Below are 24,454 nucleotides of genomic sequence, written 5' to 3' on the forward strand. Positions count from 1 at the left end.
TCATTTTCATTTGGATAGGAAGGTGAATCGGCATGCCGAAAACCGAACAATTACAGCAAAACGAAAGTCTTGCACATACAATCAGAAACAGAAGATCCATCCGGTCGTTTAAACCGGAAACCGTACCTTCTGAAGTCATATTAGATATGCTTGAAACGGCCGTTTACGCACCGAACCACAGACTGACGGAGCCGTGGCGTTTTATCTACGCAGCAAGCGAAGCGGGAAAAGCAAAGCTTGCGGACAGCTACGTCTCATTTTTCAAAAAGATAAAAGATGATTTCAACGAGGAAAAAGAGCGGAACATGAGAAAAAACCTCAGCGCCGTTCCGGGATTTTTGCTGGTCGTCTTAAAAGAAGATGAAAATGAATTTACGAGAAACGATGATTTCGCGGCGCTGAGCGGCATGATTCAAAACCTTCAGCTTCTCGCACATGAAAACGGCATCGGCATGGTCTGGAAAAGCGGCCGCATTATGTATGACAAACAGGTGCACCAAGACTTCGGCCTTGCTGACAATGAGCGCTTTGCCGCCATCATTCAAACGGGCTATCCGGATGAACAGCCTAAGGCGAAAGAACGGACGCCGGCAAAAAGCCTGTTTACCGAACTGTAAAAAAAATCCCCGTCTCTATACAGAGGCGGGGATTTCGTATTAGCGGGTTTTGCTTTTAGCTCTGTTGTCAGCGGCTTTCATCCGCGCCTGCGCTTCACGGTCAGCGGAATCAGCAAGCTCGCTTGAATATTCCTCATATGTGCCGTCTGTTTCGCGTTTCAAAGCATCCGGAACTTGAGGAAGTTTTTGTTTGTTTTTATCACGGTTTTTGTGAGTATGATTTCTGCCCATATCAATCGCCCCCTGAAAAAAGTGATATCAAACAAACATAGTATCTGCCCGGCCCCGATCTTTATTCAGTTTATTTCCGTTTGGCTGCTCTTTCCGCTTTTTTGAATTCACCGGAATAAAGGACTTCCTGCATTTTTTTCAGATTGGCTCCCTGTTGATGTTTTTCGCGCTTCTTTTCCATAAAAGAAGACCCTCCTTCAAAACAGAATACCAATAGGATTGGCTTTTATTTCCGTTTTTATGCAGATAAGAGATTCTTTAAAGCGAAATCAAGCTCTTCATACGTAAATTGAAAACCGGATGTCAGCGCCTGCTTAGGCAGGGCGCGCTGGCCTTTTACGATCAGCAGGCTCATTTCTCCCAAGGCCTTCTCCAGAAAAAGTTCCGGTACGGGAATCCAATGGGGGCGGTGCAGGACGCCTGCGATCGTCTTTCCGAATTGCTTCATTTCTACGGGGTTCGGCGATGTCACATTCATGGGACCGGACAAGTCATCATGCTCCGCCGCAAAAGCAATAAGTTCCGCGGCGTCATCCACATGAACCCATGACAGCCATTGCCGTCCAGAGCCGATGGTGCCGCCGGCTAACAGCTTATAAGGGAGAACCATGAGCGGCAGGGCGCCTTTTTCACCGAGCATCACCCCGAATCTGGCATATACCGTCCGGATGCCGAGCGCTTCAATTTTCTGGCCTTCACGTTCCCACATATGAGCCGTATGACTGAGAAAATCTTCATTTGACGTATCTGACTGTTCGGTGAATGTTTTCTCTGTGCTTGTGCCGTAAATGCCGACGGCGCTGGCCTGAATCAAAGCACGGGGTTTTTTCGGCTGCTGCTTCATAATCCGTCTGACTTCTCTCGTCGCTTCTATTCTGCTTGAGATGATTTGTTCTTTCGTTGTGTCCGTCCAGCGGTCAAAGATGGATTTGCCGGCGAGGTTCACCCATACATCAATAGGGGGAAGCTCGCGCTCAGGCGCCGCGTTTTCGGCCAGCCATTGAACATATGTCACATTTTTTTGTTCGGTTTCTCTCTGTTTTCTTGATAAAATATAGACATGATGTCCCCGGCGGGTCAACACACCTGTCAGATGCCGGCCCAGAAAACCGGTGCCGCCTGTCATCGCGATATTCATATCCATCTCTCCTTACACGTTGATACATATACTGTACCTCATTTGCCAAAAAGAAAAACGCCTGAACATCGGGGCGGGAAAGGAGACCGGGATGCCGTTTATTACAAAAATATCGACCCAAAAGAAAAATACCGAGCGCTTCAACATCTTTCTTGATGAGAAATATGCATTCAGCGTCGACGCGGACGTGCTTGTGCGTTTTGACCTGAAGAAAGGGAAAGAACTGGACGAGCTTGACATTCTTGAAATCCAGCATGGCGATGACGTGAAAAAAGCCTTTAATCGCGCCGTAGAATTTTTATCATACCGGATGCGCTCTGAAAAAGAAGTCCGGGATCATCTGAAGAAAAAAGAAACACCGGATATGGTCATTTCTGAAGTCATCCATAAACTGTACGATTACCGCTACTTAAATGACAAAGAATTTGCCGAAGCTTATGCGAGCACCCATAAAAAAACAAATGGCAAAGGCCCTGACGTCCTGTTCCGCGAGCTGAAAGCGAAAGGAATAGACGACGATACCATCAAGGAGACGCTCAGCGCGTTTACATTTGATGAGCAGATACAAGAAGCGCTGAAACATATCGGCAAAATCCTGAAAAAAGACAAAAAGCTGTCCACAAAAGAGATCAGACAGCGGGCGCAGATGCAGCTTCAGCGAAAAGGTTTCCCTTTCGACGTCATCAATGCCGCTCTGGAGCAGACGGAGTATGAAAATGATGATGAAGCCGAGATGGAAGCTCTGAAGGCTCATGCGGAAAAAGCGATCAGGAAATACCGTTATGACGGCAGCTATGAAAGCGGAATGAAGGTCAAACAGTACTTATTCAGAAAAGGATTCTCGATTGACGATATTGATCAATTCTTGCAGGAAGAGGAGTAAACTGAAATGGACAAACGATACAGTCAAATGACGCCTCATGAACTACAGACAGAAATTGCGGGACTGACGGAAAAAGCGCGAAAAGCGGAACAGATGGGCATTGTAAATGAACTGGCCGTGCTTGAACGGAAAATTACGATGGCCAAAGCTTACATGCTGAACCCGGAAGACTTTCGGCCCGGCGGGGTGTATCAGATAGAAGGTTCTGATGACACTTTCCGCATTGATTACATCAACGGCGTATTCGCCTGGGGACACAGATCTTCCCCGTCTGACGGGGAAGAAGCACTGCCGATTTCCGTTTTAAAAGAAAAAAAATAACAAAAGAGGCCGGTTCCGGCCTCTTTTTCTTTTCGGGCACATTCGTTTCAACCTTTCAGTAAAAAATGATTGAATTCATTTTTGATATCTTTTAAGATGGAATTCGTTGTTTTTTAAATAAAAAGGAGGCGATTTGCGTTGAATATCAAAATGAAACAGCCATCTGTGAAATTAATGATTTTTGTTTTAATGATTTGCACATTTTCCATCGGGTATACGGAATATGCTGTCATGGGTATTCTGACGTCGATTGCCGATGACTTTCATATACATGTATCTTCAGCGGGCATGCTTGTTACGGCGTACGCGGCAAGCGTCTGCCTGACGGGCCCGATCGTAACCATTATCGCGGTTAAGCTGCCGAGAAAGCCGGTGCTGCTAGGGTTGATGGGCATCTTTGTCCTTGCCAACCTGATGAGCGTCTTTGCGCCGAACTTCGCCGTGCTGGCGATTTCCAGAATTTTATCCGCATCCATCCACGGAGCTTTTTTTGCGATCGCCATGGTGTTTGCGAGTGAAATGGTGCCGCCTGAAAAACGTTCCGCCGCCGCGGCTTCCATGAACGGCGGATTAACCGTGGCGCTGATGCTCGGTGTCCCGTTCGGCTCTTATTTAGGGGATGCCCTTAACTGGCGGGCCGTCTTTTTCATTATTTCCGTTTTAGGCATGATCGGGCTGATCGGACTGATGCTGGTCGTACCGAACCGGAAACCGAAAGTGATTCCGATGCTGATGAATGAATGGAGTGTCTTTAAGCATAAACAAGTGATTTTTTCCTTTGCGATCACCATTCTTGGCTACTCAGGCGTATTTATCGCTTACACGTTTATTGAGCCGATTTTAAGAGATTCAGCGGGGTTCGGCACAGTCGGCATTACAGGCGCATTATTCGCCTACGGTCTCGGCGGAGTGGCGGGGAATTTCTTCGCGGGCAAAGTGCCGCTCAAACTGCTGACACGCACGATGATCGGTGTGATGATCGGCTTGATCGGCGTCTTGGCGATTTTCCCTTATATCGCCGTTTTTCCAGCCGCCGCGGTTTCAGCGACATTTTTATTCGGCGCATGTGCGTTCGGCACGCCGCCGCTTTTGCAGACCAAGGTTATTTCTTCCTCTGAAAACGGCACGACAATCGCCGCTGCGGTGAGCGTTTCCGCCTTTAACCTGGCAAACGCGCTCGGCGCCTGGATCGGCGGGTTGATTCTCGGGGGAACGGGATCTTACTCATGGCTGTTTGCCGGCGGTGCGCTGATGACGGCTCTCGGCCTTGTGCTTTCCACGTTCGCTCATCTGTCTGAGAAGAAAGATGTCTATGAATACCAAGTGCATAAAGGATAACAAAAAGCTTGCAGGTGATATTCCGCCTGCAAGCTTTTTTCAGTGTTTCAATGTAATGCTGATCACCGTATGTTTATCACTCTCAGCTAAGGAAATACTCCTGGTTTCCGGTACTCCGTCTTTTTCAAAAACGACGGTATAGGTTCCTTTCGCGCCGCTTTTCCATGCAATCTCGCCGTGGTGATCAGTCTTGCCTATTATCTCTCCGCGGTCTATATTCGGCTGATGATCTGACTCCGCCGCTTTCATCACGGTGACCGTCACACCGGCCGCCGGTGAACCGTCTGCATCCTCAACATGGAGCGTAACAGGCAGTGCTTTTTTGGCGGCGGAATCATCCGCTTTGCCGCATCCGCATAAAACGGCCGCGGCGAGCAAGAAAACAAAAGCTTTATTGATTTGACCAATATTGAATGTTGTCGAATACACTGTTTGTCACCCTTGTTCCCAGATTGTAAGACGACCCGCCGTTTGTATGAATGGCAATGGCGGTCTGGCCGGTGTCGCTGTAATTGCGGTAAACGGGCGATCCGCTCTGGCAGCCGAACGTATCTGTCGTGTAGGTGAGTTTATATGTCTCGGCAGAACGTATCGGCTTGCTGTCCGACCACATGGAACCGGACACTTTGTCGCACGGATACCCTGTCACGGTTGAGGAAAGCCCGGCCGGACTGGAACTGTTGGTCGTCCGGTAGCCGTACCAGCCGACAGTATTCCCGGGCGACCCGTTTACTTTGATTGCGCCGTAGTCATAGTTTGTGTCACCGTTTTCTGTCCACCCTTTGACACTGTAGAATGTCTTTCCTGAATAAGAGCCGTACGGGTACGATGACCCGTTGCGGCCGGGAGCTGCCGTAATTTTCGATGCCCAGCCGTTTTTCTGATCATACACGCAATGTCCCGCCGTAACGATCGTGTCGGCATTGACAAAAAAACCGGTGCATCCGTAAGTGCTTGTGCTGCCGCTGTATGTAACGGTCAGCTGTGCTGTCGCGCGATATGGAAATGATGTTGTAGGAGAAATTCTGATTCGTTCGTCTGTCCCAATAATACTGGAAGGCTTTAATGACTTGATGTCAGCTTTGCTGTTTTGTGCAAGCTGTCTTTTGGTGAGACCCGTTCCTTCATAAGCGGGGGATGTCTGTGTTGTTTGTACAGGCTGATTCAGATGTGCGTCAAACTCCTCACCGCTGTTTGATACAGATGTCTGCGGGCTGCCCTCTGCTTCTGCTGAAACAGCAAATAATGAAACTGACAGTAAGAATGCGGTAAGGCTCAGCAATCGTTTTGAAACTGTCTTCATTTTATAAAACCCCTCCTTTTTTGTCTACCGGCTTTCGGTTGAATATTTAACATATTATGGAATTTATTTAGCGTTATGACCTCAAAAGAATGTTTTTCTCCGCAAAAAAGAGACCGGATCATTCCCGGTCTCTTACGGTGTGTGTTATCGTCTGCCTGAAGCTCTCATGCGCTCTTGCGGGTGCGAATTAATTGAACCGTCCGCCCGTTTAGAAGCGTAGTCATCCTTTGCCCGCGGTTCGCCTTCAAACTTATTATTGTTCTGATTAGGAAATCCTTTTGCCTTGTTCCGGACCATTTGTTTTCCCCCTCGGCCAATATCAAAAGGTTGCGCCTTCTGGACTGAAGACGTAAAGTTAGTATATGCCTGTGACAAGCTGCGTAAAAGCAGCAGGTTTTCCCAAGGAAAGGAGACAGAGACATGAATACATATATCGACAAACTGACGAATTTGCTGCTTGAGAAAAATGACATGCTCAGCTATTTGCAAGCGCGAACTTGGGTTGAGCTTTTATGGGGAGATTTCGAAGCGACTTACGCAAAAGCCGGCCGCCCGTATCAAGGAGAGCAAATGACGGAACGCGTCGTCAAGGAATGGATCGAATCATACGGCAGCAAGCTCCATATGTTCCAGAGCGTTCGGGAAGACGTTTCTCATTATTTGGATCAAAGCAGGGGTCTCCTGCATTAACATAGCAGTGCGCCCGCCGGATATCGTCCGGCGGTTTTTTCTTTTTATAAAAGAAATGGGAAAATCATGTTTGACGACCGGCGGAATGTGGAAATGTGTAATAACTTATAAAATAGCGGGGAGGAACCACAATGAACATGAAAAAGGGGTTAACCGCATTTATTCCGGCCGCAGGACTTTGCTTATTTTTAGCCGCAGGCACCGTTTTTTTCGATCCGGCAGCGAATGCCGCAGCAGTTCACCAGACAAAAATAGACACCGCAGCAGATACATATATCGTGAAAGCAGGAGAACTTAACGTCCGCAAAGAACCAAATAAACAAGGGTCGATTATCGGCACGCTTCGTTCAGAGGATTCTGTAAAGGTTAAACGGCTTCAAGGAGCAGATTGGGCTGAGATTGACTACAAAGGTCACAAAGCCTATATCTCCACACATTTTCTGATGAAGCAGCCGGTGAAGGCGGTGACGGCGAAACAAACCGCTTTTTATACGCCGACTTTGGAAACCGGCAAAAAAGGGTCCGTTAAAGCGGGTGAAACCGTCAATGTGCTCGGCTGGGGGTTCAGCCATGACGGAGGGTTTGACCGTAAATGGGCGTACGTCACATACGGCGGGAAAGCAGGTTATGTGAAAACGGCCGACTTAACTCAAAAATAAAGATTCAGGCAGGCGAATGAGCCTGCTTTTTTTCTGAAACTTTCCGCCTTTCCTTTCGTAAAAGATGAAAAGGAGAGTGAGGGATATGATAATGGTGATCGGCGGCCTTCTGATGGCTGCAGCCGGCATTTTAGTCACATTTTTTCCGCCGAAGTCGATCAACAGCCTGTACGGATATCGGACGAAGCGCTCTATGGCGGATGAGTCGCAGTGGAGAGAAGGCAATCGATTCAGTGCGCTCCTCATGATTTTGTTCGGCCTTATTTCGGCGGCAGCTGGATTTGCGGGCAGCCTGCTTATCCGGCTGACTCAGCCGTTCGCCCTGATCGTTCAGGCCGTATTGTTGATTGCGATCAGCGTACTGATCATCGTCTTAACAGAAAGAAGATTGAAACAAACGGGGAGGAGAATCGATGAATGACATTACGTTTCACATGATCGAAACAAACGGAGTGACGCTGCACACGGCTTCAGCCGGTCCGAAAGACGGTCCTTTGGCGGTGCTGCTGCACGGATTTCCGGAATTCTGGTACGGCTGGAAGAGCCAGATCAAACCGCTGGCGGATGCCGGATACCATGTTGTCGTGCCTGATCAGCGCGGCTATAATCTCAGTGACAAACCGGAGGGCCTTGAAAACTATACCATTGATACGCTCAGAGACGACATTATCGGGCTGATCACTCATTTTACAGATGACAAAGCCGTCGTCATCGGCCACGATTGGGGAGGAGCCGTGGCCTGGCATTTGGCATCCACGCGGCCGCAATACGTTGAAAAATTGATCACGGTCAATATCCCGCACCCGGCTGTTATGCGGAAGGTCACACCGTTCTACCCGCCGCAGTGGAAGAAAAGCTCTTATATCGCGTTCTTTCAGCTTCCGGAAAAGCCGGAACGGAGATTGTCTGAAGACGATTATCGCGTATTGGATCACGCGATCGGCTTATCCGAACGCCCGGCGCTTTTTTCACGGGAAGATATCGGCAGCTACAAAGAAGCATGGGGCAGAAAAGGAGCGCTCACGGCGATGCTGAACTGGTACCGGGCGATCAGAGCCGGCGGTTTAGGCCCTGCCGTTCCGCTTAAAATGCCCGTTCCGTACCGATTAATATGGGGCGTCAATGACCGCGCGCTGAGCAAAAAGCTTGCCAAGGAAACAAAACGGATGATTCCAAACGGCGACTTAATCTTTATAGACGATGCCTCACATTGGGTCATTCACGAAAAAACGCGCATCGTCAGCCATTTGATTCATGAATACCTTCAGCAATAAAGTCTGTCCCGCGTACAGACTTTTTCTTTTTTTTCTCATATCTGCCGAAAAACATGACAAAATATAAACCATATGCAGAAAAAATTTTCTTTCCCTGTAACAAAAAAAGGGTTTAAACGTCATTAAAAAAAGGAAAAGCCTTACTGAAGTTTTGCGGACAATTCCTTTAAGGACGTCCTAAAAAAAGAATAATACAAAGAAGGTGCCTTCATGAAACAAAGGTTAATCTCAATTATTATTCCGTCTTACAATGAAGGGAACAACGTCAAGCTCATCCATGAATCTTTAAAAAAAGAGTTTCAGACGATTCATTATGACTATGAAATTTTCTACATCAATGACGGAAGCGCGGATGACACCCTTCAGCAGATTAAAGAACTAGCCGCCAGAAACCATCGCGTCAAATACATATCTTTTTCCCGAAACTTCGGGAAAGAAGCGGCCATTTTGGCAGGATTTGAACACGTGCAGGGCGAAGCGGTAATCGTGATGGACGCCGATCTGCAGCATCCGACCCATCTGCTGAAAGACTTCATTCAAGGCTATGAAGAAGGGTATGACCAAGTCATCGCGCAGCGCAACCGAAAAGGGGACAGCCCCGTGCGTTCCGTGCTTTCTTCCCTGTATTATAAATTTATCAACAAAGCCGTCGAAGTGGACCTGCGTGACGGGGTCGGGGATTTCCGCCTGCTGAGCCGGCAGGCCGTTGATGCCCTTTTGAAGCTGAGTGAAGGGAACCGTTTCTCGAAAGGGCTGTTCTGCTGGATCGGGTTTGACCAGAAAATCGTATTTTATGAAAATGTCGAAAGGAAGAACGGCACGTCCAAATGGTCATTCAGCAATCTGTTCAACTACGGAATGGACGGGGTCGTCTCCTTCAACAACAAGCCCCTGAGGGTATGCTTTTTCACCGGTATTCTGATATTGCTTCTGTCGATGGTTTATATTGTAACGACCTTTGTTCATATTCTGACACACGGCGTGTCCGTACCCGGATACTTCACCATTATTTCCGCCGTGCTGTTTTTAGGGGGCATCCAGCTTTTGAGTCTCGGCATCATCGGAGAATACATCGGCCGGATTTACTATGAAACAAAAAAACGCCCGCACTACTTAATTAAAGAAGCGAATATAACGTATGGAGAACAAAATGAAACGAATTATACAAAAAAGCGCAAGTGGAACCATTAAACAGCCGCCGCTGTGCGCAGGGTCTGGGGACGTTGTATGAAAAAAAATAAATGGATCTTGCCGGCAGCCTGTGTGCTGGCTGCGGCAGCCGCTCATATTTTTTTCTTAAAAGAGTGGTCGGCAGGCCGCTATATGACGGGGTCTGGAGACGGGATCGCCCAAATGGCGGTCTTCAAAAAGCTGCTGTTTGATCAATATATGAACGGCAGGCTGTTTTACAGCTATTCGTTCGGACTGGGCGGGGGCGTGTACAGTCAGCTCGGCTATTATTTCTCTACTTCTTTTCTATTCCTGTTTATCTCCGCCGCTGTCCGCTTTTTGCAGCTTATTCAGCTGACGGGCGAGGCTGATGCGCTGTTCTGGGCGCAGGCCTCCGTTTTTATCAGCATCGCCAAGCAGAGTTTTATCATATTCACGGCGGCGTGTGTGTTCCGTTATTTCGTCAAACGGACGGTGCCTGCTTTTGCCGGCGCCGTGTTGTACGGGGTCTCGATTATCTACTTCCGGCATGAGGTATATTGGGACTTTTTCACTGACAGTATGGTGTGGCTGCCGCTGCTCGTGCTCGGCGCGGAAAAAATCATCAGGGAAAAAAAGCCGGCGTGGTTTATCTTCGCCTGTGCGCTGACATTGATCAACAACTTTTATTTTGCGTATATTAATCTAATTTTCATCGGCATTTATATCTTATTCAGGTGGATGATTCCTCTTGAAGGCAATGAGGCGAAAAGGCTCACTCAATGCAGGATATTTATTCTGTCGGGCCTTCTCGGGTTCGGCATAAGCGCAGTTTCCTTTATTCCTGTCGTATACGGATACCTTCATAATCTGCGGCCGCCGTATTCAGAGCATATTGCATGGCTTGATTTTTCCGACAACATTTTATTTTCAAGCCGGATTATCATCCTGCCGGCGGCTTTTTTGCTCTTTCTATTTACATTTTCTTTATACAAAAACCGCTTGTTCCGGCTGTTTGCGGGAATCAGTCTGCTGTATATTCTGTTTCACTTCAGTCCGTTCGCGGCAAGTGCCTTTAACGGTTTTTCAGCTCCGCAGAACAGGTTTGAATACGTCCTATGCTTCACGATTGCCGGAACGGTTTCAGCCGGGCTTTCTAAGCTTTCAGACATCAGCATGAAGAGTATGCTGATGTCCGCCGTACTCGTCGTTCTGCTCTATTGGAGCCAGGTGAGGCGGTACAGTCTGGATATTTCTGATCACGCCAACCTGCCCGTCATCCTTCTTCTGGTGCTGACCATAGCCGCTTTCTTCGCAGCAAAGACAAGACTGAAAGGCGCGGTGCCCGCCGTCTATGCCGTCATTTTGCTTACGGCGGTGCTTACGGCTAATACATATGAAAAATATGCTTTATCAGAAGGCGGGAAGATTTATACGGTATCGCATACATTTATGACGGGTGCTGACTATAAAGGCAAAGAGCAATCAGAGCTCATTCAGCGTCTGAAAGAAAAAGACCCTGATCCGTTTGCCCGTTTAGATTGGATGAACGGTGTTTTCAATAACACCCCGATCATATACGGATTCAACGGATTCAGCGTATACTCAAGCATACTGAACCGCAATCTGCTGTCCTTTTACTGGAACGACCTCCGGATTGACATGGGCAGAGAAAGCGTCAGCCGCTATGCGACATTAGGAAACAGGGCTAATTTATACAGCCTGCTTTACGGAAAATATTATATGACGGAAAAAACAAACGAGGCCGGCGTGCCGTACGGGTTCAAAAAAATCATGGAATCATCCCATTATGCGGTTTATCAAAATCAATATATGCTTCCGTTCGTACGGACAGCCGATCGCGTATATAACGAGGGCGGTCTGAAAAAAGCGCCCGCCCTTGCCAGGGAACGGGCAATGCTTGACGGGATCGTCATGGAATCAAGCACAACCAACACGAAAAAAGCGCCTGAGGCGAAAAATATGATCCGCCATGCAGAGGTAGCGGCCGAACATGGCGATTATCATAACGGCATCCTGACGGTAAACGAAGACGGCGGCGGCCTGATCATTAAGCCGCAAGCCGCTAAGATGGACGGCGGCGATTATTACGTCAGCTTTTATTTGAAGAATAAAGCGAAGGACCAGGGCTTTACATTAAAAGTGAACGATTACACGACAACGAGAAAATCGAATCAATCCATTTACAAAACAGGTGTCAACGATCTTACTGTCAGAGTGCCGAAAACAAAAAACATCCAAATCCGTCTGCCGAAAGGATCGTATCAGCTTGACAGACTGGCGCTTTACGAAGAGCGGTACGATACGCTGAAAAGTGCATACCGAAAAGCGGAAAAAGAACCGCCGGCCGATCTCAGCTGGCGCGGAAATACGCTTCATATCTCGTATGATAACAAAACCCGCGCGCCGTATATCATGCTTCCGATTCCATATGAAAAAGGCTGGGAGCTGAAGATAAACGGCAGAAAAGAGCAGATTGAAAAAGCGGATTATTCCTTTATCGGATTTAAAGCGCAAAAAGGAAAAAACGATATTCAATTAACGTATTACCCGCCGTTTTTTAAACCCGCGGCCGCTCTATCGGTGATCAGCCTCGTGTTTGCCGCTATATATGTGAGAAGACAAAAAAAGCCCGGCTCTTAAACAGAGCCGAGCTTTAATTTTTTCTGCAGTTTTTCCTCGCTGAAAATCCAGCCCGTGTAAGAAGAGAGAAGCTCTAAATCATGACTGAGATGGACGATGGCGACAAAAGGATAGTGGCCTTTGCTCCGGTAGCGCAAATCAATAAAGCGCACCTCATAATGATCTTTAAAGGTATCGACCTCCCACCTGTAAACGGGAGAAAAGGAAAGAAAGGCCGCAATATTTTCGTCCTGTTTCGCGGCCTTCATCACATCGGTTTCCGGAACGGGCACGCGGTTGAATGTATCCAATATCACGACATGGCCGTCAAGGCTTCTGCCGACATAAAAGGCATGCGCCGTCGTCACGGCGATACGCCACTGCCTGAATTTCATCGTCGGCGAAATAATGATGGTTTCAATCTCCTCTTCAATCATCTCGCGCAGCCTTCGCTTTATCCGCAGCTGCATCAAAAACCGGACGGCGTAATACCCTGCGAGGATGATATAAAGCATCAGAAATGTCACGCCCGGATGACCTCCGATATACCACACGGCAATCGCGGCCAAATGGCTGACGAAAATAAACGGATCAAAGGTATTGATTAAACCGAGAGCGATCCATTTTCTCGAAAACGGGCGGATGGCCTGCGTGCCGTACGCGTTAAAAATGTCAACAAACACATGCAAAACGACAGCGAGAAGCGTCCACAGCCACAGGTGCAATAAGTTCGCTTCCGGATAAAACATAAACAAAATACCCGGAATCAGAACGGACCAAAATAATACGGCGGGAATGGAGTGCGTGAACCCTCTATGATTTCGAATATAAACGGCATTATTTTTCAGCTTCAATATGGTATCAATATCAGGTGCCTGAGAGCCGGCAAGAGCGGCGATCATAACTGCCTGAGACATGGGGGTGTGCATGCCGACGGCAGGATCAAGAGTTGCGATTCCGCCAAGCGCGATACCCATGACAACGTGAGTGCCAGTATCCATTGTTGACCTCCTAGCAGGCGTTAAAAATCAGTCGCCCGCATATTTCGCATTATAAGATATTCCCCATTTTCTGTTTGCCCAATCATGGCGTTTATCCGCCGTTCTCATATGTTTCCGCTTTTTCTTTATCACTATTTAATGTAACATATTATCGTAACGTGCCCTAAGTTTACACCAAAATACGGTGTCAAGAAAAGCGGAACCCGAAACATCTGAGGAGAAGATATGAACGCACTTGAAGAAAAAATGAAACAAAAAGATATAGACAAATTTCGCGAGGACTTAATTACATGGTTCGAAAGAGAACAGAGAATTCTGCCGTGGAGAGAAAATCAGGACCCGTATCGGGTGTGGGTATCAGAGGTGATGCTGCAGCAGACGCGCGTAGAAACCGTCATTCCTTATTTCCGGCGGTTTGTTGAGCAATTTCCGACCGTTTCGGCGCTCGCTGAAGCCGATGAGGAAAAAGTGCTCAAAGCCTGGGAAGGGCTAGGTTATTACTCCCGTGTAAGAAATCTGCAAAGTGCCGTAAAAGAAGTGCATGAGCGGTACGGGGGAGTCGTCCCTGCCGAGGAAAAGGAATTTGGCGGACTGAAAGGCGTCGGCCCTTATACAAAAGGCGCCGTGCTCAGCATCGCATACAACAAACCGATTCCCGCCGTAGACGGCAATGTGATGCGTGTCATGTCGAGAATTCTTTCCATATGGGACGATATCGCAAAACCTAAAACGAGAACTATTTTCGAACAGGCGGTATCCGCTTTCATTTCTCATGAAAAACCATCTGAATTCAATCAGGGTTTAATGGAGCTCGGCGCGATCATCTGCACCCCGAAATCGCCGTCCTGTCTGCTTTGCCCCGTACAAAAGCACTGTTCGGCATTTGCGGAAGGGACAGAGCGGGAGCTGCCCGTTAAAAGCAAAAAGAAAAAGCCCGGAATAAAAACAATGGCAGCCGTTGTGCTGACAGACGATCAAGGCGATGTCTATATTCATAAACGGCCGCCAAAAGGCTTGCTCGCCAACTTGTGGGAGTTTCCGAATACCGAAACCCAGAAAGGAATCAAAACCGAGAGAGAGCAGCTTGAAACCTATTTAGAAAAAGAGATGGGAACAACCGCTGAAATCGGGGAGCTGGAAGGCATCGTAGAGCATGTTTTCACCCATCTCGTCTGGAATATTTCGGTCTTTTTCGGTAAAGTAAAACAAGTGTCGGATACAACGGAATTCATACGGGTTACAAAAGAGGAGCTCGAGGAATACGCATTTCCCGTTTCCCATCAAAAGATATGGAAAATGGCGGAAGAAAGCGGCCGCCTGTAAAAAGCGTCAGTCATAGCTGACGCGAGTGCCGTGGCCGTAATCCGCTTCATTCCGTTTCAGTCCGCCGCGGGCTTCGATTTCCTGAATCAGTTCCCGGTATTTGGACTGGCCTTCTTCGTTTAAATACGGCATAATTTGCTGGAAGGCATGATGGAAATAGGCGAGCTCTGAATCTTTCCAATCTTTTTTGGGCATCATGGCCAATTCGCCCATATCACGTCCGACATACATATAAAAGACCCCTTTCAACACATATTGCTTTTATTGTTTGTTGAATGAAAAGAACTATACACAGCAAGGAGCTGAGGAAAAATGGAACAAAATAAATGCGCACTGATCACGGGAAGCAGCCGCGGCGTCGGGAAAGCAGCCGCCATCAGACTCGCGGAAAAAGGATACAACATCGTCATCAATTACGCCCGCAGTAAAAAAGCGGCATTAGAAACCGCCGAAGAAATTGAAAAACTCGGCGTTAAAACGCTCGTCATTAAAGCCAATGTCGGCCAGCCGGCAAAAATCAAAGACATGTTCCGCCAGATTGACGAAACATTCGGCAGACTGGACGTGTTCGTCAATAATGCGGCTTCAGGCGTGCTGAGACCGGTTATGGAACTCGAAGAAACACACTGGGACTGGACGATGAATATCAATGCGAAAGCATTGCTTTTCTGCGCCCAGGAAGCGGCAAAGATGATGGAGAAAAACGGAGGCGGCCACATCGTCAGCATCAGCTCGCTCGGCAGCATCCGCTATCTTGAAAACTATACGACGGTCGGTGTCTCAAAAGCCGCTTTAGAATCGTTAACCCGTTATCTGGCGGTTGAGCTGTCTCCGAAAAATATCATCGTAAACGCGGTGTCAGGCGGAGCGATTGATACGGACGCGCTGAAGCATTTCCCTAACAGAGATGAACTGCTGGAAGATGCCCGCCAAAATACGCCGGCCGGCAGAATGGTCGAAATTAAAGATATGATCGATACGGTGGAGTTTTTAGTTTCTTCAAAAGCGGACATGATCCGCGGCCAGACCATCATAATTGACGGCGGACGCTCTCTGCTCGTATAAGTTTTAAAAAAGATGAATAGCCTTATCGTCTCCTGCGCATTCTATAGTGCGTGGAGGTGATAACAATGGCAAACTCAAAATTCAGCAAAACAGACGTTCAGCAGGTGAAAAGACAAAACCAGCAATCAGCTTCCGGTCAGGGTCAATTCGGCACTGAATTCGGCAGTGAAACTGATGCGCAGCAGGTTAGAAAGCAAAACCAATCTGCTGAACAAAACAAACAGCAAAACAGCTAATCACTGAAACGAAAAAGCACTTCATCTTCGGATGGAAGTGCTTTTTTCTGTTGCCGAAACGACAAAACTTGTGATTCCTCTACAGAATGAGTCAAAGGGTTTTCCGGCGGAAAATCGAAATGGTAAGGAGTATCAACCTAAAAGCCTAAGGAGGAACCCGATGTCAGAGTTTGAAAAGCTTGTAAGTGAACAGATGAAAATCATGGATCAGCTTCTCGAGCTGCAGTCAGAACTTGACCGCTGCCGGCAGGTGGAAGCGGAACTCATCAGTCTGGAAAGAGATGCAAAGCTGGACAATGTACAGGACGAAATTGCGACAAAGCGAAAAGACCTGGCCGGCATACAGGAGTTATTCCAAAGGCAGACAGAGCAAGTCATCCAGTCTTATCGCAGCACGGAAAAGCCGTCTTCCTATGTGCAGAAATGAATGTGCCATTCCGGAAGCGGAGTGGTTCTTTTATTTTCATTTTTTAATTCGTAACGTTATAATAGTGAAAAGACTTGTCGGAAAGCAATTGCGGCTGCATTGACTGCAGGGCTTTACAGAAAGTAGGGGAGAAATATGGGATATCCCAAGGAAGGAGAAACCATTCAAATTCACAGCTATAAGCATAACGGGCTGCTTCATCGAATTTGGAATGAAACGACGATTTTAAAAAGTACGGAATTGTGTATCATCGGAGCCAACGACCGGACAATGGTGACGGAATCCGACGGACGGACGTGGGTGACGAGAGAACCGGCGATCTGCTACTTTCATGCCCGTCAGTGGTTTAACGTCATCGGAATGCTGAGAGATGACGGGGTACACTATTATTGCAACATCAGCTCGCCGTTCGCTTATGACGGAGAGGCCATCAAATATATTGATTACGATTTGGATGTCAAGGTGTTTCCGGATATGACGTATAACATTCTTGACGAGGATGAATACGATGACCACCGCAAATCAATGAATTACCCTAAAGAGATCGACAGCATTCTGAAGGAGTATCTGAATACGCTGCTGCACTGGATTCATCAGCGGAAAGGACCGTTTGCTCCGGAATTTGTTGATATGTGGTATGAACGGTATCTGCGCTATACAAAATAAAGAATACAATAAAAAAACCTGTTGGGGTGTCAACAGGTTTTTCACATGGGCTCACACGCCTTAAAGAGAGAGGGGGATAAAGTGTGGGCGTAATCAGACGCTATATGCAATTTGTAAAACCTTATAAAAAACAAATTTTTATCACAGTGTTAATCGGCATCATAAAATTCTCCATCCCGCTGGCTCTCCCGCTTCTGTTAAAATACGTGGTCGATGACATTATTCAAGGGAGCGGAACGGCAAGCGCTAAAACATCATCGCTATTCACGATAATGGGCATCATGTTCGTGCTGTTTTTAATTCTGCGTCCCCCGGTAGAGTACTATCGGCAATACTTCGCGCAATGGACGGGCAGCCGGGTGCTCTACGATATCAGGGGGGTATTGTTTGATCATATTCAAAAATTGAGCCTGAGGTTTTATGCCAACACCAGAACGGGCGAAGTCATTTCCCGGGTGATAAATGATGTCGAACAGACAAAAGACTTTGTCATTACGGGACTGATGAATATCTGGCTTGATATGATGACGGTGCTGATCGTCATCTGCATTATGTTTACACTCGATGTCAAGCTGACATTGATATCTGTCATTTTGTTTCCGTTATACGGAATTTCAGTGAAATACTTTTACGCCCGCCTCCGAAAACTGACACGTGAGCGTTCTCAGGCACTCGCCCAAGTTCAGGGACATTTGCACGAAAGAGTTCAGGGGATGCCCGTCATCAGAAGTTTTGCCATTGAAGATTATGAACAAGCCAATTTTGATGAAAAAAACGGACATTTTCTGGACAGAGCGATCCGTCATACGAATTGGAACGCAAAAACGTTTGCAGTCGTGAATACCATTACGGATTTGGCGCCGCTGCTTGTTATCGCGTTTGCGGGTTATTTTGTCATAAACGGCCCGCTGACGGTAGGGACGATGGTTGCGTTCGTCGGCTACATTGACAGAATGTACAACCCGGTCAGAAGATTGATCAACTCATCGACGACGCTGACCCAGTCGATCGCTTCGATGGACCGCATATTTGAATTTATCGACGAGCCGTATGAGCTGACTGATAAACCGAATGCAGTAAAAGCTGACGGCATTAAGGGCGAAGTTGAATTCCGAAATGTCTCGTTCCGTTATGAGGAAGGAAAAGAAACGATTTTGCAGGACGTTTCCTTAAAGGTGACAAAAGGGGAAACCGTCGCGCTCGTCGGGATGAGCGGCGGCGGAAAATCGACGCTTGTCAGCCTCATACCGCGTTTTTATGATGTATCCGGCGGCAGCCTGCTGATTGACGGCACAGATATTCGCGATTATGAAGCGAGAAGCCTCCGCAATCAAGTCGGTATGGTGCTTCAGGATACGTTTCTGTTCAGTGAGACGATTCGTGAAAATATCGCCATCGGTAAACCGGGAGCGTCTCTGGATGAGGTGGTTGCGGCAGCGAAAGCGGCAAATGCCAATGAATTTATTATGAACTTCCCCGAAGGCTACGAAACCAAAGTCGGCGAACGGGGCGTCAAATTGTCAGGCGGGCAGAAACAGCGGATTTCCATCGCGCGTGTATTCTTAAAAAATCCGCCGCTGTTAATCTTGGATGAAGCGACATCGGCTCTTGATCTTGAAAGTGAACACTACATTCAGGAAGCGATGGAAAAGCTTGCGAAAAACCGGACGACATTTATCGTCGCCCACAGGCTGTCCACGATTACGCATGCGGATAAAATTGTCGTCATGGAAAACGGCGCCGTCGTCGAAACCGGCACGCACGAGGAATTAATGGCCCAAGGCGGCCAGTACAGACACTTATTTACGATTCAGAATTTGAACTGATACAAAAACTTATGCCGTCCGAATGGGCGGCATAAGTTTTTTTGAATGCAAAAAAACCCGGTTTTACGGAAGCACCGGGTTACTCTTCGTCTGTTTCTAATTCGCTGTCTTTCGGGTGGTATGTCTGAAAACTTGTAATTAATGTATCGAGATGCTCCAGCTGCTCGCGGTATTCCGCAACCGCAGCCATAATGCTGAGCATATTGTAATCAAGCAGTTCATCCTCGCAGTTCTGCTGATTTTTCAAGAAAGACTTCGTCAAAAGCTGTTTATATCTTATGCTTTCTTCAGCATCGTCATCATGCGGCTTGATCTTGCCGACCGTCCGCATCAGAATCCTTTCGTGCCAATGAAGCAGATAATCAATTTCTTCTGTCAGCGTCTCCTGAAATTCCTCCGGCATATGATAAATCTCGTTTTCATAGCGGTGCAGCTTTTTCAGCGTATCAAGCGCCCGATTCGCCGTAATAATCGCCTGTCTGAACAATACAAGCTTGCGCGACTTTACATACGTCGTTTTCTTAAAGTAGCTTCTCTCCTCTTTATAAAGAAGGTACGTATGATCAAGCTTCATCATCTTTTCCTTCAGTTTCTCAATATCCTCTTTCAATATCGAGTGTTCCGTGGACTGGCGCATCGTCAGCCTGATCCATTTCATGATCTCATCGGTATATTCAACCGTATGATGAGTCAGCTTCGTTTCGTATTTAGGCGGAAGAAACACAAGGTTCACAATAAAAGAAGACAGCACGCCTAAAATAACGGTGCTTGTTCGTATCAGAGCGAACGTCAGGAAGCTGTTTCCCGGTGTTTCTAAAATCGCGATAACCGTCACGAGCGCAATCGAAATGGTGTGTTCAATTTTCAGTTTTAACATGATCGTGATGACAATCACTGCGGTCAATCCGATCATAATCGGACTCGGTCCGAAAATCAGTCCGAATGCCGTAGCGATGACAGCGCCGATGATATTTGCCTGAACCTGATCAATAATGATAAGAAAAGACCTGTAAATAGAGGGCTGTATGGCAAATATAGCTGCAATCCCGGCAAAGATCGGCGACGGAAGTCCGATCCATGATGCTAAGTAGAGCGCGAGCGTAATCGCAATCCCTGTTTTAAAAATGCGGGCACCAAGTTTCATTGGTTTGTGCGTGCATTCCTTTCTCTAATAAATTATGTGCCGAACGAACGGCTGACACTTACATTTCCCTGTCGGCTGATTTGCTAAACAATAAAGTAATATACAGGGATCATACCAATTATTCAAGGTCTTTTTTTGAAAAAACCATTATCTCACAAATCGGACAAAAAGAAAAAGCGGAAGCCCCGGGCTCCCGCTTGTTTTAGCAGTTATTTTTTCATATGTCTGAACGCATCTTCAACGGCTTGTAAAGTGGCGTCGATATCCTCTTCAGTATGTGCGGTTGTGATAAACCAAGCTTCATACTTCGATGGAGCGAGATTGATGCCGCGCTCAAGCATCAGCTTGAAGAACTTGGCGAATGCTTCTCCGTCCGTATTTTCCGCCTGCTCGTAATTGACGATCTTTTCATCAGTGAAGTAAACCGTGAGCGCGCCTTTTAAACGGTTTACGGTGATGGTAATGCCATGTGTCTCCGCATGGGCGAGAATGCCTTGCTCAAGTCTGGCGCCGAGCTCATCAAGCCGCTCATAAACGCCTTCTTCCTTCAGCACTTCCAGGCAGGCGATGCCTGATAGGATAGATGCCGGGTTTCCGGCCATCGTACCGGCTTGATATGCCGGGCCGAGCGGAGCAACCTGCTCCATGATCTCTTTTTTGCCTCCGTAAGCGCCGATCGGCAAGCCGCCCCCGATAATTTTACCGAGCGCCGTTAAATCAGGCTTCACTTGAAGAAGATCCTGCGCGCCTCCATACATAAAACGGAACGCCGTGATCACTTCATCATAAATGACGAGCGCGCCCGCTTTATGGGTCAATTCATTTACCTGTTCTAAAAATCCTTCTTCAGGTTCAACGATGCCGAAGTTGCCGACGATCGGCTCGACGAGAACCGCTGCAATTTCCGAACCCCATTTATCCAGCGCGGCTTTGTAGCTTTCAATGTCATTGAAAGGAACGGTAATCACCTCATTGGCGATGCTTTTCGGCACGCCGGCGGAATCAGGGGTGCCGAGCGTAGACGGACCGGAACCCGCAGCGACAAGTACGAGATCAGAATGGCCGTGATAGCAGCCTGCGAATTTAATGATTTTTGTCCGGCCTGTATAAGCGCGTGCAACCCGGATCGTTGTCATTACCGCTTCAGTGCCTGAGTTTACGAATCGTACTTTATCAAGTGAAGGAATGGCCTCCTTCAGCATTTTGGCGAAAGTGACCTCATGTTTGGTCGGCGTCCCGTACAGCACACCGTTTTCAGCCGCTGTTTTAATTGCTTGAGTAATATGCGGGTGGGCATGTCCGGTAATAATCGGGCCGTAAGCCGCTAAATAATCAATATACTGATTCCCGTCTACATCCCAGAAATAAGCGCCGTTCGCTTTTTCCATCGCAACGGGTGAACCGCCGCCTACCGCTTTATAGGATCTGGACGGGCTGTTCACGCCTCCGACGATATGCTCTAACGCTTCCTTATGAAGTTCAACTGATTTTGTATACAAAAAATGACCCTCCTAATATCTCCTTACATCATGTTCTATTGTAGCATGCTTCATTGCAAGCACAACGGTTCATGCTTCCAGAAAAGAGCGGGAGGATAACGGTTGTAATCTTAACGTGAATTGGATACGCTTAATAAAAAACCCGGAGGTATAAGAAATGACGATTGAAATCGGACAAACAGCACCGGATATGAAATTAGTGAATGACAGCGGGGAAGAAGTAGCATTGACGGATTTTAAAGGGAAGTACGTCGTTCTCTATTTTTATCCGAAAGACATGACACCCGGATGCACGACGGAAGCATGTGATTTCCGTGATCAGCACGAAAGTTTCGCGGGACTTGATGCGGTTATCATCGGAGTAAGCCCTGACAGCCGTGATAAACATGAAAAATTTAAGCAAAAACACGATCTTCCTTTCCAGCTCCTCGTTGACGATGAGCACAAACTGGCGGAAGCTTTTGATGTGTGGAAGCTGAAGAAGAATTTTGGGAAAGAATATATGGGTATCGAGCGATCTACTTTTTTGTTAGACAAAGAAGGCCGTCTTGTGAAGGAGTGGAGAAAGGTAAAAGTGAAAGATCACGTTGCCGAGGCGCTTCGCGAATTGGAACAAATTGCGTCTAATTAATGGACAAATGCTGAACTCACGGGGTTTTCTTCAGATTACATTTGACAGGAGACCGGAAAAAGATGTACACTAATTATAAACATTATAAAGTAAGAATCTTTTTTAGAAGAGAGGTGCATGACGGATGGCTGCACATGAATTAAAAGAAGCCTTAGACACGTTGAAGGATACGGGAGTCCGGATTACTCCTCAACGTCATGCCATTCTGGAATATCTCGTGGATTCTATGGCACATCCGACAGCGGACGATATATATAAAGCCTTGGAAGGGAAATTCCCTAATATGAGTGTTGCGACAGTGTATAACAATTTGCGTGTATTCCGGGAAGCGGGGCTTGTAAAGGAACTGACGTACGGAGATGCGTCCAGCAGATTTGACTTTGTCACCTCTGACCATTATCACGCCATTTGTGAAAGCTGCGGAAAAATCGTAGACTTCCATTATCCCGGGCTTGACGAAGTGGAACAGCTTGCGGCTCACGTCACGGGGTTTAAGGTAAGCCACCACCGTTTGGAGATTTACGGCGTCTGCCAAGAATGTTCCAAAAAAGAAAACCACTAAACGAAGCTGACCGCTTTGATACGGTCAGCTTCGTTTATTTTACACTGTTTTTTCTGTTATAAGACTCATCGAACGCTTTGCCTTCCAATCCTTTATCCAATGTAAGCGGCTCTCTGCAATGCATGCACATATCCACTCTGCCCAGAATCTTCGTTTCTTTCTCGCAAGCGGGGCACATCACCCGGACCGCTTTTGTGGACAGCATGCCGATCCAAAAATAAACGGCGGTGCTGAGCCCGATCGACAGCAGGCCGAGAATCATAAACAAGCTGGCAAGCAAAACAGACTGTTTAAAGAACAGCCCGATGTACATAATGATAAACCCAACGAAAACCAAACTTAACGCAAACGTTCTGATCTTATTAATTTTGCTTGAGTATTTCGCCATGTCCATCCCCCTCTCGTTTAACTATAGCACAAAACAGATGGCATATTCTTCATGTTTTCGTAAGAAAAGGGAAGAATAAATATGGCACCTGAAAGGAAATTTGTTATAATAGTGCAATGTGTTTAGAAAAAAGGACTTTCATGTTTTATCATAGAAATGTAGAAACAATAGCTAGTGAAACAATCGCATTGGAGGAATCGTAATGGACAATCTTCTCCGTCCAATTTACCAAGAAAGAGCAAGTCATCCCGATACGCTGGCCGTCCTTATGATTGAGAGAAGGAGTAAAGCATCATCCATCACGGATAACTTTGATGCGGTCATGCTTGTCATTGTCAAACAGGCTGATGAACCTCTTTTTATAAAGCATTATGAATTCGAACAAAAAACCGCTTCTTTACATATTGTAACGGATGCTCTGCTTCAGGAATGGATTCTGCTTGGGACAAATAGAAGAGTCATAGATTGGATCATCAACGGCAAAGTGCTGTTTGACCGCAATGAATATATATCTGAACTCAATGACCGGCTCAGCACTTTTCCTTTCGCCGAGCGGAAATTAAAGATCGGAATGGAATACGGCAAGCTGATCAGAAGATTTGTAGAAGGAAAAGCGTTTTTTGAAGCTGATCATTTTCTGGATGCATATTATGCGGTAGTGCATGCTCTTCACCATTTGGCCCGCATAGAAGTGATTGACCGGGGGTTTTATCCCGAAACGACAGTCTGGAACCAGGTCCGTCACATTGAGCCGCAGGTATATAAGCTATATTCCGAACTTGTCGAGAGTCACGAAAGTTTGGAGAAAAGGCTCGAATTATTATTCTTAGCAAATGATTTTCTCATCCATTCAAAAGCTGAAATCGGTTCTGCGCACCTTTTTCAAGTGATGAAAGAAAAAGAAATGTGGCAGTTTGGAGAATTGCTTCAGCACCCTGAACTGCTGCACTTCACCCAAGATCTTGGTGTCATGCTTGATTACCTGACGGAAAAAGGCTTTGTTGAAGTATCTCAAATAGAGACCAAAGGGCAGGAAGTATATCATCGAGGATATTCTTTCAAAAAAAGTGTTGACGCTGAATCATAGGCATGGTATATTATTAAACGTCGCTGATGCGCTTCAACAAAAAGCTCACAGCGGCGGAGAAATAAAAACAAAAAAACATTTGACAGTAACTTGCTGGAATGTTATACTGAAAAAGTCGCCTCGAGATGAGGTTGAGATGATCTTTGAAAACTAAACAAGACAAAACGTACCTGTTAATTCAAAGTTTTAAATAAATCGCACAGCGATGTGCGTAGTCAGTCAAACTACTTTATCGGAGAGTTTGATCCTGGCTCAGGACGAACGCTGGCGGCGTGCCTAATACATGCAAGTCGAGCGGACAGATGGGAGCTTGCTCCCTGATGTTAGCGGCGGACGGGTGAGTAACACGTGGG

The 24,454-nt window shown here is 46.9% G+C and carries 29 protein-coding genes, 1 rRNA gene and 1 pseudogene; 20 read left to right on the plus strand and 11 right to left on the minus strand.

Annotation, left to right across the window (positions count from 1 at the left end; translation table 11 throughout):
- Positions 1-32: 32 nt before the first annotated feature.
- Positions 33-617 carry a nitroreductase family protein gene (locus tag RUW00_RS16530; protein ID WP_007408549.1) on the plus strand — a complete coding sequence of 195 codons (585 nt, stop codon included), beginning with the start codon at positions 33-35 and terminating at the stop codon, positions 615-617.
- A gap of 39 nt (positions 618-656) precedes the next feature.
- On the opposite strand, the gene RUW00_RS16535 is transcribed toward RUW00_RS16530, so the two are convergent.
- From RUW00_RS16535 to RUW00_RS16545, 3 genes are all read right to left on the minus strand, one after another.
- Positions 657-848, minus strand: a complete 192-nt coding sequence (locus tag RUW00_RS16535) for a YfhD family protein (RefSeq protein WP_003155508.1) — start codon at positions 846-848, stop codon at positions 657-659.
- A 70-nt stretch (positions 849-918) separates the two neighbouring features.
- Positions 919-1,029 (minus strand): YfhE family protein, encoded by a 111-nt coding sequence (locus tag RUW00_RS16540; protein WP_003155504.1) that lies wholly within the window; start codon positions 1,027-1,029, stop codon positions 919-921.
- A gap of 57 nt (positions 1,030-1,086) precedes the next feature.
- Positions 1,087-1,986, minus strand: a complete 900-nt coding sequence (locus RUW00_RS16545) for a TIGR01777 family oxidoreductase (RefSeq protein ID WP_095273209.1) — start codon at positions 1,984-1,986, stop codon at positions 1,087-1,089.
- Positions 1,987-2,077: 91 nt separating this feature from the next.
- On the opposite strand from RUW00_RS16545, the gene recX reads away from it, so the two are divergent.
- The 3 genes from recX to RUW00_RS16560 all read left to right on the plus strand — a co-directional run bounded on the left by recX (position 2,078) and on the right by RUW00_RS16560 (position 4,528).
- Positions 2,078-2,869, plus strand: a complete 792-nt coding sequence (recX, locus tag RUW00_RS16550; RefSeq protein WP_003155502.1) for a recombination regulator RecX — start codon at positions 2,078-2,080, stop codon at positions 2,867-2,869.
- A gap of 6 nt (positions 2,870-2,875) precedes the next feature.
- Entirely contained in the window at positions 2,876-3,190 is a 315-nt protein-coding gene (locus tag RUW00_RS16555) for a YfhH family protein (RefSeq protein ID WP_007408553.1), read from the plus strand.
- A gap of 144 nt (positions 3,191-3,334) precedes the next feature.
- Complete coding sequence (locus tag RUW00_RS16560) at positions 3,335-4,528, plus strand: MFS transporter (RefSeq protein WP_025284446.1); 1,194 nt, start codon at positions 3,335-3,337, stop codon at positions 4,526-4,528.
- A 39-nt stretch (positions 4,529-4,567) separates the two neighbouring features.
- On the opposite strand, the gene RUW00_RS16565 is transcribed toward RUW00_RS16560, so the two are convergent.
- The 3 genes from RUW00_RS16565 to RUW00_RS16575 form a co-directional block, all read right to left on the minus strand.
- Complete coding sequence (locus RUW00_RS16565) at positions 4,568-4,957, minus strand: DUF2606 family protein (protein ID WP_022552786.1); 390 nt, start codon at positions 4,955-4,957, stop codon at positions 4,568-4,570.
- On the minus strand, positions 4,920-5,831 hold the full coding sequence (locus RUW00_RS16570) for a trypsin-like serine peptidase (protein ID WP_029973980.1): 912 nt from the start codon (positions 5,829-5,831) through the stop codon (positions 4,920-4,922). Before RUW00_RS16570 ends, RUW00_RS16565 begins: the two co-directional genes overlap by 38 nt.
- A gap of 144 nt (positions 5,832-5,975) precedes the next feature.
- Positions 5,976-6,128 (minus strand): small, acid-soluble spore protein K, encoded by a 153-nt coding sequence (locus tag RUW00_RS16575; RefSeq protein WP_003155495.1) that lies wholly within the window; start codon positions 6,126-6,128, stop codon positions 5,976-5,978.
- A gap of 123 nt (positions 6,129-6,251) precedes the next feature.
- Here RUW00_RS16575 and RUW00_RS16580 point away from each other — a divergent pair, with 123 nt between their 5' ends.
- The 6 genes from RUW00_RS16580 to RUW00_RS16605 all read left to right on the plus strand — a co-directional run bounded on the left by RUW00_RS16580 (position 6,252) and on the right by RUW00_RS16605 (position 12,267).
- Positions 6,252-6,521, plus strand: coding sequence for a YfhJ family protein (locus RUW00_RS16580; protein WP_003155492.1), 270 nt, complete (start codon positions 6,252-6,254; stop codon positions 6,519-6,521).
- Positions 6,522-6,652: 131 nt separating this feature from the next.
- On the plus strand, positions 6,653-7,180 hold the full coding sequence (locus RUW00_RS16585; protein ID WP_015417063.1) for an SH3 domain-containing protein: 528 nt from the start codon (positions 6,653-6,655) through the stop codon (positions 7,178-7,180).
- 85 nt (positions 7,181-7,265) lie between these two features.
- A complete protein-coding gene (locus RUW00_RS16590) occupies positions 7,266-7,601 on the plus strand; it encodes an SdpI family protein (protein WP_017419152.1) in 336 nt (111 codons plus the stop codon).
- Positions 7,594-8,454, plus strand: coding sequence for an alpha/beta fold hydrolase (locus tag RUW00_RS16595; protein ID WP_267543760.1), 861 nt, complete (start codon positions 7,594-7,596; stop codon positions 8,452-8,454). The genes RUW00_RS16590 and RUW00_RS16595 overlap by 8 nt, the downstream gene beginning before the upstream one ends.
- Positions 8,455-8,664: 210 nt before the next feature.
- Positions 8,665-9,645, plus strand: coding sequence for a glycosyltransferase family 2 protein (locus RUW00_RS16600; protein ID WP_003155484.1), 981 nt, complete (start codon positions 8,665-8,667; stop codon positions 9,643-9,645).
- Positions 9,646-9,681: 36 nt separating this feature from the next.
- Entirely contained in the window at positions 9,682-12,267 is a 2,586-nt protein-coding gene (locus RUW00_RS16605) for a YfhO family protein (RefSeq protein WP_280144957.1), read from the plus strand.
- Here the strand turns inward: RUW00_RS16605 and RUW00_RS16610 are convergent.
- Positions 12,264-13,247: a metal-dependent hydrolase gene (locus tag RUW00_RS16610; RefSeq protein WP_017419155.1), complete on the minus strand. Its 984-nt coding sequence runs from the start codon at positions 13,245-13,247 to the stop codon at positions 12,264-12,266. The genes RUW00_RS16605 and RUW00_RS16610 overlap by 4 nt on opposite strands.
- Before the next feature lie 225 nt (positions 13,248-13,472).
- Here RUW00_RS16610 and mutY point away from each other — a divergent pair, with 225 nt between their 5' ends.
- Entirely contained in the window at positions 13,473-14,570 is a 1,098-nt protein-coding gene (gene mutY, locus RUW00_RS16615; RefSeq protein WP_022552792.1) for an A/G-specific adenine glycosylase, read from the plus strand.
- Between the two features lie 6 nt (positions 14,571-14,576).
- Here the strand turns inward: mutY and RUW00_RS16620 are convergent, their stop codons facing one another.
- A complete protein-coding gene (locus RUW00_RS16620) occupies positions 14,577-14,801 on the minus strand; it encodes a hypothetical protein (RefSeq protein ID WP_013351495.1) in 225 nt (74 codons plus the stop codon).
- A gap of 81 nt (positions 14,802-14,882) precedes the next feature.
- Here RUW00_RS16620 and fabL point away from each other — a divergent pair, with 81 nt between their 5' ends.
- From fabL to RUW00_RS16645, 5 genes and pseudogenes are all read left to right on the plus strand, one after another.
- Positions 14,883-15,635, plus strand: coding sequence for an enoyl-[acyl-carrier-protein] reductase FabL (gene fabL, locus RUW00_RS16625; RefSeq protein ID WP_003155478.1), 753 nt, complete (start codon positions 14,883-14,885; stop codon positions 15,633-15,635).
- A gap of 83 nt (positions 15,636-15,718) precedes the next feature.
- Positions 15,719-15,871 (plus strand): annotated as a pseudogene (locus RUW00_RS16630) (gamma-type small acid-soluble spore protein); the annotation flags it as partial.
- Positions 15,872-16,031: 160 nt separating this feature from the next.
- Positions 16,032-16,298 (plus strand): YgaB family protein, encoded by a 267-nt coding sequence (locus RUW00_RS16635; RefSeq protein WP_003155476.1) that lies wholly within the window; start codon positions 16,032-16,034, stop codon positions 16,296-16,298.
- Positions 16,299-16,433: 135 nt separating this feature from the next.
- Positions 16,434-16,964, plus strand: coding sequence for a nucleoside tri-diphosphate phosphatase (ntdP, locus tag RUW00_RS16640; RefSeq protein WP_003155475.1), 531 nt, complete (start codon positions 16,434-16,436; stop codon positions 16,962-16,964).
- 83 nt (positions 16,965-17,047) lie between these two features.
- Positions 17,048-18,790 (plus strand): ABC transporter ATP-binding protein, encoded by a 1,743-nt coding sequence (locus RUW00_RS16645; RefSeq protein ID WP_280144958.1) that lies wholly within the window; start codon positions 17,048-17,050, stop codon positions 18,788-18,790.
- Between the two features lie 79 nt (positions 18,791-18,869).
- On the opposite strand, the gene RUW00_RS16650 is transcribed toward RUW00_RS16645, so the two are convergent.
- Both RUW00_RS16650 and RUW00_RS16655 read right to left on the minus strand, forming a co-directional pair.
- A complete protein-coding gene (locus tag RUW00_RS16650; protein WP_007610190.1) occupies positions 18,870-19,934 on the minus strand; it encodes an aromatic acid exporter family protein in 1,065 nt (354 codons plus the stop codon).
- A 209-nt stretch (positions 19,935-20,143) separates the two neighbouring features.
- Complete coding sequence (locus RUW00_RS16655) at positions 20,144-21,433, minus strand: glutamate-1-semialdehyde 2,1-aminomutase (protein ID WP_061890505.1); 1,290 nt, start codon at positions 21,431-21,433, stop codon at positions 20,144-20,146.
- Positions 21,434-21,590: 157 nt separating this feature from the next.
- On the opposite strand from RUW00_RS16655, the gene bcp reads away from it, so the two are divergent.
- Both bcp and perR read left to right on the plus strand, forming a co-directional pair.
- Positions 21,591-22,064 carry a thioredoxin-dependent thiol peroxidase gene (gene bcp, locus RUW00_RS16660; RefSeq protein ID WP_003155466.1) on the plus strand — a complete coding sequence of 158 codons (474 nt, stop codon included), beginning with the start codon at positions 21,591-21,593 and terminating at the stop codon, positions 22,062-22,064.
- Between the two features lie 124 nt (positions 22,065-22,188).
- Positions 22,189-22,626, plus strand: a complete 438-nt coding sequence (perR, locus tag RUW00_RS16665) for a peroxide-responsive transcriptional repressor PerR (RefSeq protein ID WP_003155465.1) — start codon at positions 22,189-22,191, stop codon at positions 22,624-22,626.
- 34 nt (positions 22,627-22,660) lie between these two features.
- On the opposite strand, the gene RUW00_RS16670 is transcribed toward perR, so the two are convergent.
- The gene (locus tag RUW00_RS16670) at positions 22,661-23,014 is read right to left on the minus strand and encodes a YgzB family protein (protein WP_007408568.1); all 354 of its coding nucleotides are present in this window, start codon (positions 23,012-23,014) and stop codon (positions 22,661-22,663) included.
- Between the two features lie 202 nt (positions 23,015-23,216).
- On the opposite strand from RUW00_RS16670, the gene RUW00_RS16675 reads away from it, so the two are divergent.
- Complete coding sequence (locus RUW00_RS16675; protein WP_014417244.1) at positions 23,217-24,101, plus strand: nucleotidyltransferase-like protein; 885 nt, start codon at positions 23,217-23,219, stop codon at positions 24,099-24,101.
- A 229-nt stretch (positions 24,102-24,330) separates the two neighbouring features.
- Positions 24,331-24,454 (plus strand): 16S ribosomal RNA (locus RUW00_RS16680); the annotation flags it as partial.

Source organism: Bacillus sp. IS1 (genome assembly GCF_032461585.1).
In the GTDB taxonomy this organism is placed as follows: Bacteria; Bacillota; Bacilli; order Bacillales; family Bacillaceae; genus Bacillus; species Bacillus velezensis.

Excerpts from the sequence above, each read along its gene's own strand:
- RUW00_RS16675 (WP_014417244.1), top strand. The coding sequence starts at position 23,217 with ATGGACAATCTTCTCCGTCCAATTTACCAAGAAAGAGCAAGTCATCCC.
- mutY (WP_022552792.1), top strand. The coding sequence starts at position 13,473 with ATGAACGCACTTGAAGAAAAAATGAAACAAAAAGATATAGACAAATTT.
- RUW00_RS16580 (WP_003155492.1), top strand. The coding sequence starts at position 6,252 with ATGAATACATATATCGACAAACTGACGAATTTGCTGCTTGAGAAAAAT.
- RUW00_RS16585 (WP_015417063.1), top strand. The coding sequence starts at position 6,653 with ATGAACATGAAAAAGGGGTTAACCGCATTTATTCCGGCCGCAGGACTT.
- RUW00_RS16650 (WP_007610190.1), bottom strand. The coding sequence starts at position 19,934 with ATGAAACTTGGTGCCCGCATTTTTAAAACAGGGATTGCGATTACGCTC.
- RUW00_RS16635 (WP_003155476.1), top strand. The coding sequence starts at position 16,032 with ATGTCAGAGTTTGAAAAGCTTGTAAGTGAACAGATGAAAATCATGGAT.
- ntdP (WP_003155475.1), top strand. The coding sequence starts at position 16,434 with ATGGGATATCCCAAGGAAGGAGAAACCATTCAAATTCACAGCTATAAG.
- RUW00_RS16535 (WP_003155508.1), bottom strand. The coding sequence starts at position 848 with ATGGGCAGAAATCATACTCACAAAAACCGTGATAAAAACAAACAAAAA.
- RUW00_RS16610 (WP_017419155.1), bottom strand. The coding sequence starts at position 13,247 with ATGGATACTGGCACTCACGTTGTCATGGGTATCGCGCTTGGCGGAATC.
- RUW00_RS16570 (WP_029973980.1), bottom strand. The coding sequence starts at position 5,831 with ATGAAGACAGTTTCAAAACGATTGCTGAGCCTTACCGCATTCTTACTG.
- RUW00_RS16590 (WP_017419152.1), top strand. The coding sequence starts at position 7,266 with ATGATAATGGTGATCGGCGGCCTTCTGATGGCTGCAGCCGGCATTTTA.
- RUW00_RS16545 (WP_095273209.1), bottom strand. The coding sequence starts at position 1,986 with ATGAATATCGCGATGACAGGCGGCACCGGTTTTCTGGGCCGGCATCTG.
- perR (WP_003155465.1), top strand. The coding sequence starts at position 22,189 with ATGGCTGCACATGAATTAAAAGAAGCCTTAGACACGTTGAAGGATACG.
- fabL (WP_003155478.1), top strand. The coding sequence starts at position 14,883 with ATGGAACAAAATAAATGCGCACTGATCACGGGAAGCAGCCGCGGCGTC.
- RUW00_RS16555 (WP_007408553.1), top strand. The coding sequence starts at position 2,876 with ATGGACAAACGATACAGTCAAATGACGCCTCATGAACTACAGACAGAA.
- RUW00_RS16540 (WP_003155504.1), bottom strand. The coding sequence starts at position 1,029 with ATGGAAAAGAAGCGCGAAAAACATCAACAGGGAGCCAATCTGAAAAAA.
- RUW00_RS16605 (WP_280144957.1), top strand. The coding sequence starts at position 9,682 with ATGAAAAAAAATAAATGGATCTTGCCGGCAGCCTGTGTGCTGGCTGCG.
- RUW00_RS16575 (WP_003155495.1), bottom strand. The coding sequence starts at position 6,128 with ATGGTCCGGAACAAGGCAAAAGGATTTCCTAATCAGAACAATAATAAG.
- RUW00_RS16595 (WP_267543760.1), top strand. The coding sequence starts at position 7,594 with ATGAATGACATTACGTTTCACATGATCGAAACAAACGGAGTGACGCTG.
- bcp (WP_003155466.1), top strand. The coding sequence starts at position 21,591 with ATGACGATTGAAATCGGACAAACAGCACCGGATATGAAATTAGTGAAT.
- RUW00_RS16670 (WP_007408568.1), bottom strand. The coding sequence starts at position 23,014 with ATGGCGAAATACTCAAGCAAAATTAATAAGATCAGAACGTTTGCGTTA.
- recX (WP_003155502.1), top strand. The coding sequence starts at position 2,078 with ATGCCGTTTATTACAAAAATATCGACCCAAAAGAAAAATACCGAGCGC.
- RUW00_RS16530 (WP_007408549.1), top strand. The coding sequence starts at position 33 with ATGCCGAAAACCGAACAATTACAGCAAAACGAAAGTCTTGCACATACA.
- RUW00_RS16620 (WP_013351495.1), bottom strand. The coding sequence starts at position 14,801 with ATGTATGTCGGACGTGATATGGGCGAATTGGCCATGATGCCCAAAAAA.
- RUW00_RS16600 (WP_003155484.1), top strand. The coding sequence starts at position 8,665 with ATGAAACAAAGGTTAATCTCAATTATTATTCCGTCTTACAATGAAGGG.